This is a genomic window from Bradyrhizobium sp. BRP20 (assembly GCF_020194215.1).
GTDB lineage: Bacteria > Pseudomonadota > Alphaproteobacteria > Rhizobiales > Xanthobacteraceae > Bradyrhizobium > Bradyrhizobium yuanmingense.
In genome coordinates, this window is the sequence record NZ_JADYVY010000002.1 from 912393 (window position 1) to 922025 (window position 9633).

At 66.5% G+C, this 9633-nt stretch carries 8 protein-coding genes; all 8 read right to left on the reverse strand.

Annotated features, from left to right (window positions below):
- Nucleotides 1-242: 242 nt before the first annotated feature.
- The gene (locus I6F33_RS08990; protein WP_225112899.1) at nucleotides 243-692 is read right to left on the reverse strand and encodes a hypothetical protein; all 450 of its coding nucleotides are present in this window, start codon (nucleotides 690-692) and stop codon (nucleotides 243-245) included.
- Between the two features lie 258 nt (nucleotides 693-950).
- The gene (gene ilvD, locus I6F33_RS08995) at nucleotides 951-2801 is read right to left on the reverse strand and encodes a dihydroxy-acid dehydratase (RefSeq protein ID WP_109143722.1); all 1851 of its coding nucleotides are present in this window, start codon (nucleotides 2799-2801) and stop codon (nucleotides 951-953) included.
- 291 nt (nucleotides 2802-3092) lie between these two features.
- Entirely contained in the window at nucleotides 3093-3950 is an 858-nt protein-coding gene (locus I6F33_RS09000) for an ABC transporter permease (protein WP_225112901.1), read from the reverse strand.
- Nucleotides 3947-4876 carry an ABC transporter permease gene (locus tag I6F33_RS09005; protein WP_225142009.1) on the reverse strand — a complete coding sequence of 310 codons (930 nt, stop codon included), beginning with the start codon at nucleotides 4874-4876 and terminating at the stop codon, nucleotides 3947-3949. The genes I6F33_RS09000 and I6F33_RS09005 overlap by 4 nt, the downstream gene beginning before the upstream one ends.
- A complete protein-coding gene (locus I6F33_RS09010) occupies nucleotides 4876-5862 on the reverse strand; it encodes an ABC transporter ATP-binding protein (protein WP_225142011.1) in 987 nt (328 codons plus the stop codon). Before I6F33_RS09010 ends, I6F33_RS09005 begins: the two co-directional genes overlap by 1 nt.
- Nucleotides 5859-6842 carry an ABC transporter ATP-binding protein gene (locus I6F33_RS09015; protein ID WP_225142013.1) on the reverse strand — a complete coding sequence of 328 codons (984 nt, stop codon included), beginning with the start codon at nucleotides 6840-6842 and terminating at the stop codon, nucleotides 5859-5861. Before I6F33_RS09015 ends, I6F33_RS09010 begins: the two co-directional genes overlap by 4 nt.
- A 2-nt stretch (nucleotides 6843-6844) precedes the next feature.
- The gene (locus tag I6F33_RS09020; protein WP_225142015.1) at nucleotides 6845-8482 is read right to left on the reverse strand and encodes an ABC transporter substrate-binding protein; all 1638 of its coding nucleotides are present in this window, start codon (nucleotides 8480-8482) and stop codon (nucleotides 6845-6847) included.
- Between the two features lie 28 nt (nucleotides 8483-8510).
- Nucleotides 8511-9326: a sugar phosphate isomerase/epimerase gene (locus tag I6F33_RS09025; protein WP_036012362.1), complete on the reverse strand. Its 816-nt coding sequence runs from the start codon at nucleotides 9324-9326 to the stop codon at nucleotides 8511-8513.
- Nucleotides 9327-9633: the final 307 nt, after the last annotated feature.

Below are 9633 nucleotides of genomic sequence, written 5' to 3' on the forward strand. Positions count from 1 at the left end.
GAAACGGATCTGCGAAGGTCGCGGGAGTATACGGCGCAAAACCTTGCCTTGCCGAACTTCGTCGAGGCATCCTTAATGCGAACGATCGATCGCGGCGGAGCGGTAAGAACTCATTGACCACGCGCATTAACGCGCGGGAGGTTTGCGCGGGGGTGCGCATGACAGCGAGTCCGCGATCGGACATCGCCGCGGCACTCGTTCGAGCATAATTTGCAGTTCATCCTCGTTCCATGTTCGAGCTTTCAACGCCTCGCTGCTCTTTCCAGAAACTCCAACAGCGAGGGATCGGTCTCCTCGAGTTCGACGAAGCGACGGCGCAGCTCATCGGCGATTTCAGCGGTGGCATCGCGCGACCATCCCTCCGCAGTATTGAAGGCCACGATACGTGCGGGATGGAGATATTGCCCTTCGGCGAGATGTCTGAGCAGGGTCGCGCGATTGGCGTCCTCCTCGGCCGTCTCGCACCAAGCCCGGCCCAGGCGGCGGCCGAAATCATCGAGCACAAGATAGACGTCCCGGTCTGTCGTGATTTGCGGCACGAGTGATGGAGAATGACTCATGGCTAACTCCGCTATTGGCAATCCGAACCTTTGCGGACGAACCTCGATACGGCGACCGCCTCGGCTGAATTCGGAAAAATGGATTTCGACGATTTTTCTTAGGATGGCACGATTAAATAAAAATAAAAACAAAATTAATAAAAATTAAATAGCAAAATGTGGACAATGCACTAAGTTGATGATGCCTGGCGGGCGAGCCCGCACGTCGGGTGCCCACTGAGCAAACGGCTCCCGCTCCCACCCCAACCAGCCCCACGCCCTAGGGAGGCGGGGGCCGTTCTTTCCCGATCTCCGTTCCGGCTACTTCCTGCAACGGCGCATCCGGGTGGTCGCACGGAGCCGCGAGGCGTTCCGAAGATCGCCGATCCAGGCCAGTGGCGCCGATGCCGCCTACTTCGGACGCCGCTTGACCTCGCGCACCGCACCGCGCGCGGCACTGGTGGTGAGCGCGGCGTAAGCCTGCAGCGCGGTCGAGACGTTGCGCTTGCGGCCTTGCGCCTGCCAGGCGGCATCGCCCTTCGCCTCCTCCGCGGCGCGGCGCTTGGCGAGCTCCTCGTCGGAGACCTCGAGGCTGATGCTGCGGTTCGGGATGTCGATGGCGATGATGTCGCCCGTCCGCACCAGGCCGATATTGCCGCCTTCGGCGGCCTCCGGCGACAGATGGCCGATCGACAGGCCGGAGGAGCCGCCGGAGAAGCGGCCGTCGGTGACGAGCGCACAGGCTTTGCCGAGGCCCATCGATTTCAGATAGCTGGTCGGATACAGCATCTCCTGCATGCCGGGGCCGCCGCGAGGGCCTTCATAGATGATGACCACGACCTCGCCGGCGACGACCTTGCCGCCCAAGATGCCTTCGACCGCCGCGTCCTGGCTTTCGAACACGCGCGCGGGGCCGGAGAATTTCAGGATCGAGGCGTCGACGCCGGCGGTCTTCACGATGCAGCCGTCCTGCGCGAGATTGCCGTAGAGCACGGCGAGACCGCCGTCCTTGCTGAAGGCGTGCGCGAGATCGCGCACGACGCCCTTCTCGCGGTCGGCGTCGAGCTCGTCGTAGCGGCGCTCCTGGCTGAAGGCGACTTGCGTGGGGATGCCGCCGGGCGAAGCGCGATAGAAGGTCCGGACCGTCTCACTCTTGGTGCGCTTGATGTCCCAGCGCTCCAGCGCCTCGTTCATGGTCGGCGCGTGCACGGTCGTAACAGAGGTGTCGATCAGCCCGGCGCGGTCGAGCTCGCCGAGGATGCCCATGATGCCGCCGGCACGGTGCACGTCCTCGACATGCACGTCGGCGACGGAAGGCGCGACCTTGCAGAGCACGGGCACGCGGCGCGACAGACGGTCGATGTCCTTCATGGTGAAGGCGACCTGCCCCTCATGGGCGGCAGCCAAGAGATGCAGCACGGTGTTGGTCGAGCCGCCCATCGCGATGTCGAGCGTCATCGCGTTTTCGAACGCCTTGAAATTCGCGATGTTGCGCGGCAGCACGGAGGCATCGTCCTGCTCGTAATAACGGCGGACCAGATCGACGATGGTGTGGCCGGCCTCGACGAACAGGCGCTTGCGGTCGGCATGGGTTGCGACCACCGAGCCGTTGCCGGGCAGCGCCAGGCCGAGCGCCTCGGTGAGGCAGTTCATGGAATTGGCGGTGAACATGCCCGAGCAGGAGCCGCAGGTCGGGCACGCCGAGCGCTCGATCACCTTGACGTCCTCGTCGCTGACCTTGCTATCGGCGGCGGCCACCATGGCGTCGATGAGGTCGACCGCCTTGGTCTTGCCGGCCAGCTTGACCTTGCCGGCCTCCATCGGCCCGCCCGAGACGAACACGGCGGGGATGTTGAGCCTGAGCGCGGCCATCAGCATGCCGGGCGTGATCTTGTCGCAATTGGAGATGCAGACGAGGCCGTCGGCGCAATGCGCGTTGGCCATGTACTCGACGCTGTCGGCGATCAGCTCGCGCGACGGCAGGCTGTAGAGCATGCCGTCATGGCCCATGGCGATGCCGTCATCGACCGCGATGGTGTTGAACTCTTTCGCCACGCCGCCGGCCTGCTCGATCTCGCGCGCCACGAGCTGGCCGAGGTCCTTCAGATGCACGTGGCCGGGCACGAACTGGGTGAAGGAGTTGACCACCGCGATGATCGGCTTGCCGAAATCGGCGTCCTTCATGCCCGTCGCGCGCCAGAGGCCGCGGGCGCCCGCCATGTTGCGGCCGTGGGTGGTGGTGCGGGAGCGATAGGCTGGCATGGCGGTTTCCGTCCTCGGGTTTGCGTCGGCCGGGGCGGGAAAATGTGGAGCCACCTCAGGCCTTTCCGGCCGGATAGCGCACGGGGGCAGCCCGCGCAACGGGAACTTGGGTCGGACAGGGCTCCCCTGCTCCCGGCGCGGGGGGCTCGTCGCTCACTCTCTGTCATTCCGGGGCGATGCGCAGCATCGAACCCGGAATCCATCGGGCGGCAGCACCCGCGGGACAATGGATTCCGGGTTCGCGCCTTTCGGCGCGCCCCGGAATGACGGCGGGGGGCGTCGGAGCCCCTATTACAGCGTCGGATCGAGCCGATCGCGCAGCCAGTCGCCGATCACAGAGACCGCCAGGGTGGTGACCACGATGGTCGTCGCCGGCGCCAGCATGATCCAGGGGGCGCGGGTCAGATATTCCCGGCCGTAGCCGACCATGTTGCCGAGGCTGGTCATCGGCGGCTGCACGCCGAGGCCGAGGAAGGACAGGCCTGACTCCATCAGGATCACCTCGGGGAACACGAGCGTGGTCGAGACGATCAAGGTCGAGGCGATGTTGGGCAGGATGTGCCGGAGGTAGATCCGCGACGGCGTCGCCCCTAGCTGGCGGACGGCAGCGGCGTAGCCCTGCGCATTGGCGGAGATGGCAAGGCCCCGCGCGATGCGGGCGTAGCGCTCCCAGCCGAACAGGCCCATCAGCCCGACCAAGAGCGGCAACGAGTTGCCGAAGAAGGCCAGCACGGCCAGCGCCATGATCAGGAAGGGCATGCTGGCCTGGAAGTCGGTCAGCATCAGCACGAGCTGCTCGACGAACCCACGAAAATGCGCGGCGAGGAAGCCGAGGGTGGTCCCGACCACGGCCGAGATTGCAGTCGCGCCGAACGCGATCAGCAGCGAGATGCGGATCGAGACGAGCAGCCGCGACAGCACGTCCCGGCCAAGCTCGTCGGTGCCAAGCCAGTGCGCGGCATTGCCGGGCGCCGCGAGCCGGTTGCGCAGGTCGAGCTGGGTGAAGCCGTAGGGGGCGATCGTCTCGGCGAAGGCCGCGATCAGCAGCATCGCGACGATCCAGGTGACCGCCAGCGCGACCGACAGCGGGATTGCCGGAAGGCTGATGCGGCGACGTGTGGCGGTGTCCTTCAACGTCGCGTCGGTCATGCATGCGCTCCCTTGCTGCGCAGGCGCGGGTCGAGGAAGCCGTAGAGGAAGTCGACGATCAAATTGGACGTCACCATGGTCATCGCAACCAGCAGCAATATGCATTGCACGACCGCGAGATCGCGGTTGGCAACCGCCACGACAAGAAGCCGCCCTACTCCCGGCCAGGCGAACACGCTCTCGACCACGACCGCGCCTGCGATCAGCGTGCCGACCATGAAGCCAAGGATGGTCACGGTCGGGATCGCCGCGTTCGGCAGCGCATGCGAGGTCACCACCTTGCGCCACGGCACGCCTTTTGCGGATGCGGTGCGGATATAGGGCTGGCCCAGCACCTCCAGCATGGCGCTGCGGGTGAAGCGCGCCAGCACCGCCGCGCCGCCGAGGCTGAGCGTTGCGATCGGCAGGATGGCGTGACGCCAGCTGTCCTGCCCGCCCGAAGGGAGCCAGCCAAGCTGCACGGCGAAGATCAGCACCAGCAGCAGCGCCAGCACGAAGCTCGGGACGGTAAAGCCGGCGACCGCCGTCATCATCACGGCGCGGTCGATTCCCGAGCCGCGATGCAGCGCGGCGTAGATGCCGGCGGGAATGCCGAGCGCCACCTTGAAGAAGAACGCCGGCAGGGTCAGCGCCAGCGTTGCCGGGATGCGTTCCAGCACCAGCTCGATCGCGGGCCGGCCGTCGCGCATGGAGCGGCCGAGCTCGCCCTTGGCGATGGCGCCGAAATAATCGAAGTATTGAGCCCAGATCGGATCATCGAGGCCCCACGCCTTGCGGAATGCCGCGAGCACCTCCGGCGGTGCCTCCGGTCCCAGGATCATCAGCGCGGGATCGCCTGACAGCCGCAACACGACGAAGGCGAAGGTGACGACGAGCACGATCGTGAGCGCGGCGCGTCCGATCCGAATGGCGAGATAGCGTCCCATCAGGCGGCGTCCCGTGACGCAGCGCCGGTGACGAGATGGCAGGCCACCTGCCTGTCGCCGCCGACGGCGGACAGCGCCGGCACCTCGCGCGCGCAGCGCGCAATGGCGCGCGGGCAGCGCGGATGGAAGGCGCAGCCCGTGGGGCGCGCGGCCGGGTTCGGCGGGTCGCCTGCTAGCACGATGCGGCCCGCGCTGCGGCGGCCCGGCGCGGGCGAGGCCGAGACCAGCGCCTGGGTATAGGGATGCTCGGGCCGCGCGAACAGATCGTCCGCGCTGCCGATCTCGACGATGCGGCCGAGATACATTACGGCAACGACATTGCTGATCTGCCTGACGACGCGCAAATCGTGGCTGATGAAGAGCAGCGTCAGCGCCAGCTGCGCCTGGAGATCGCAAAGCAGGTTCACCACCTGCGCCTGGATCGAGACGTCGAGCGCGCTGACCGGCTCGTCGCAGACCAGGAAATCGGGCTTCGTGGCCAGCGCCCGCGCCAGCACGATGCGCTGACGCTGCCCGCCGGAGAGCGCGCCGGGATAGCGTGCGCCATGCGCCGGCGTGAGCTCGACGGCGCGCAGCAGGTCGCGGACGCGCTCCTCGCGCTCCGCCGGCGTACCGAGGCCGCGAATGTCGAGCGGCTCGCGGATCTGCGTTGCAACCGGCAGCCGGCGGTCGAGCGCGCCGAGCGGATCCTGGAAGATCATCTGCATCCGCGCGCGCTGCGCACGCCACGCCGTCGTCCCCGGCGCGGCCATCGGCTTGCCGTCGAACCGCACTTCGCCGCTATCAGGCGGCTCGAGGCCGAGCACGATGCGGCCCGTGGTGGATTTGCCCGAACCGGATTCGCCGACGAGACCGAGCGTCTGGCCCCTTGGAATCGTCAGCGACACGCCGTCGACGGCATGCACGGCCGCAGCTCGCCCGAACATTCCGGAGCGCATCGCATAGGTGCGCGAGATCGCGGAGACCTCGACGAGCGGCGGACTCATTCGGCGGCAATCCCGAGCAGCGCGCGGCGCGAGGTCTCGGCACGGACGCAGGCCACGCTGCGGTCATCCGCGATCGGCGCCAGCATCGGCGCCGCAAGGCCGCATGCTTCCGCGACCAGCGCGCAGCGCGGCGCGAAGGCGCAGCCGCCGGGCATGTGCGCGGGATCGGGCACCGTGCCGGGAATGGCGGTGAGGCGCCGCCGCGGGCCATCGAGCGGCGGCAGCGCGCCGATCAATCCTTGCGCGTAGGGATGCACGGGATCGGCGAACAGCTGGTTGCTCGGCGCCTGCTCGACGATGCGGCCGGCATACATCACCGCGACGCGGTCGCAATTCTCCGCGACGACGCCGAGGTCATGGCTGATCAGCACCATGGCCATGCCGAGCTCGCGGCGGACCGTGGAGAGCAGCTCCAGGATCTGTGCCTGAATGGTGGCATCGAGCGCAGTGGTCGGCTCGTCCGCGATCAAGAGATCGGGATTCCCGGCCAGCGCCATCGCGATCATGATGCGCTGGACCTGGCCGCCGGAGAATTCGTGCGGATAGGCCTCGAGCCGGCGGCCAGCGTCGGGAATGCCGACGAGATCGAGCAGCCGCCGCGCCTCCGCCTTCACGGCGTTGCCTTGGAGATCGCGATGCAGCGCCAGCGCTTCGCAAAGCTGCCTGCGGATGGTCAGCACCGGGTTGAGCGCGCTCGCCGGATCCTGGAAGATCATGGCGATGCGCCCGCCCCTGACCTGATCGAGCTCGGCGGCCGGCGCGCCGAGAATCTGGCGCTCGTCGAGCCGCACCGAGCCAGAGACTTGCGCATGGCGCGGCAACAGCCCCAGCGCGGCGAGCCAGGTCACCGATTTGCCGGAGCCGGACTCGCCGACGAGGCCGACGGCCTCGCCCTTCTGCAAGGCAATGTCGACGCCGCGCAGGACCGGCACGCCATTGAAGGCGACGCGCAAGTCCTTGATGCTGACCAGCGGCTTCACCTTCAGACCTCGAAATTGCCGGCGCGGAAATCCATCGCGAAGGCGGGCGCTGCCTTCCACTTGATCGATTTCGGCTTGGCCGTGAAGGTCGCGTTCTGGTGCAGCACCGTGTAGGCGGGATCTTCGCGCTCGGCGATCTCCAGCATGCGGCGGAACGCCTTCTTGCGCGCGGCCCGGTCGGTCGAGGTCTCCAGGAATTCGGAGAGCGTGTTCAGCTCGGCATTGGTCCATTCGCCGATCTGCTGCTGCTGCCCGTTGGGGCCGTGCTGGGCGACCAGCGACGACACCGGATCGTTGAAGGCGGCCGAATTCGACCAGTCGCGCACGGCGCGTGCCGGCCCGCGCTCCATGATCTGCGACCAGTTCTCCTTGGTCTCGATCTGCACGTTGAGCCCGACCGATTTCCACATCTCGACCAGGATCTGCGCGGTCGCGACCTGGTTGGTGTAGTAGTTGTTGAGCAGGCGGTACGGGATCGGGTCGCCCTTATAATTGGCCTGCTTGAGCAGATCCTGCGCCAGCTTCGGATCATAGGCCGGCACGTTCCAGTCGCCGTTGAACATGTCGCCGTAGAATTCCCATTGCAGACCCTTCGGCACACGGGTGCGGCCGGCCCACAGGCTGTCGACGATCGCCTGGCGATCGATCGCATGGGTGAAGGCGCGCCGCACCAGCGGATTGGCGAGCACGGCGTGGTTCTTGTCGAACACGGTAAGGCGATGATTCTGAATCGTGCCGCCCTGCACTTCGAAGGCGGAATTCTTCTCGATGCCGGCAATCTGGTCCGGCGGGATGTCGCAGGCGAACTGGTATTCGCCCGAGAGCAGTCCGTTGATGCGGCTGGCGACCTCAGGCACTTCGAGGAAGCGGATGCGCTTGAGCGGCGGCCGGCCGCCCCAATATTCGTCGTGGGCTTCCAGCGTCAGCGAGACGTCGGGCTTGAGCTCGACGACCCTGTAGGGGCCGGTCGTCACCGGCTTGCGGGCCCAGTCGAGATAGCTCGCCGCCTCTTCCCAGGCGCGGCGGTTCATGATGTCGGAGCCGTAGCGCGACAGCCGGCCTTCGATCGTGACGTCGGGCGTCGCGTTGTAGAAGCGCACCGTGTACTTGTCGACGGCATCGACGCGCACCAGGTCCGGCCAGATGCGGCGGGCGACCGCGGGGACGTCCGGCGGCAGCTCCTTGCCCGGACGCGGCGTCGGGATCTTCTCGAACGCCTTGATGGTGGAGCGGTTCTTGGCCTCGGTCTCGCCGAACATGCGCTCGCGGCTGAAGGTGAAGACGACGTCTTCCGCCGTTAGCTCGTCGCCATTGTGGAACTTGACGCCCTGGCGCAGCTTCACCTCGACGGTCTGGTCGTCGATGCGGCGCCATTCGGTGGCAAGGCCCGGCACAGCTTCGAGCTTGCCGCGCCAGTTCTTGGAGATCAGGCCTTCCCAGATCGAGGAGAAGAACACGCGCTCGCCGACATTGGACTGCTCGCGCAGCACGTCGAGCACGTTCGCATTCGTGACCTTCTGCACCGCGACGGTCACGGAGGGACGGTTGTCGCCTTGCGCGATGGCAAAGCGCGGCAGCAGCAAGGTGCTTGCGGCGGCGCCGCCGGATTTCAGGATGTTGCGACGGGTGAGCTTGCTCATGAGGTGACGCTGCCCTTTGTGATTGCGGTTATTCGGCGAGACCGAGCGCGGCGAGATGCGCCGCGCCCTTGCGGACATCGTCGTGGTTGCGGAGTTCGAGGATCAGCCGCGGATTCGACGTCAGCCGTCCTAGCGCGCGGAATACGGCGACCCAGGGAATGTTGCCCTCGCCCGGCGCCCAGTGCCGGTCGGCAAAGCCGTCGGTGTCCTGCAGGTGCACATGCGTCAGCATGTCGCCGGCGGTCTCGACGTAATAGTCGACCGGCGGCGCGCCGGTGGAGATGTGCGCATAATTGGCGTGCCCGGTGTCGAGCGAGACGCGGACCTTGCTGCTTTCCAACGCCTTGGCGAGGCGCACGCGGTCGCGTGGATCCTTGTCCTCGATGTTCTCGATGACGATCTCGCAGCCGATCGTCTCGGCACGCGCAATCACCTCGGCGAGCGTCGCCTTGACTCGCTCGACGATATTGGCGCGGTTGTCGGGATAGAGATCGAGATTGTTGTGGTCCCAGGTCGTGAAGGGCGAGTGGATCACCATCTGCGTCGCGCCGAGGAACTCGGCGGCCTCGAGGCCCTGCAGCAGGCGCTTCGTTACGGCCTGGCGGATCATCGGATCGTGGCTGTCGATCTTGAAGCCCCAGAACGGACCGTGGATGCCGAGCCGGCCGGTGTGCCCGGTGAGCATCTGTTTGATCTCGCTAGCGGTTGCGCGCCAGTCGCTATCGAGCAGATCGGCGCGGAAGAAGTCCTGGATTTCCAGATCGCGCTGCTTTTCGAGAAGCCAGTCACGATGCGCGGGGATCGATTTGATGGACAATGCGGCGCCCAGCACCGGCTTCGACATGGCATGCTCCTTCGTCGTCAGCGATGACGGGAGCAGCGCTAGACCAGTTCAATGACAGGCCCGTGAAATGCGCCTTCCGCAGCGTGGACGAGATGTGGACATCCTGCCCGCGCGTGCTGCGGTTCAAGCAAAAGCGATCGCTCCGAGCGATGCCGAATGGGCACATGGCAAGCGCCATCGTGTCCGTAGTGATCCGGAATGGAATCCTAGCCGTCCTTCGCGTACATCGCGGGACATCGATCGGCGGCCACTTCCACGGGCATCACCCTCTGATCGCGCTACATGGGGTTGGGGGACCACATGGGGC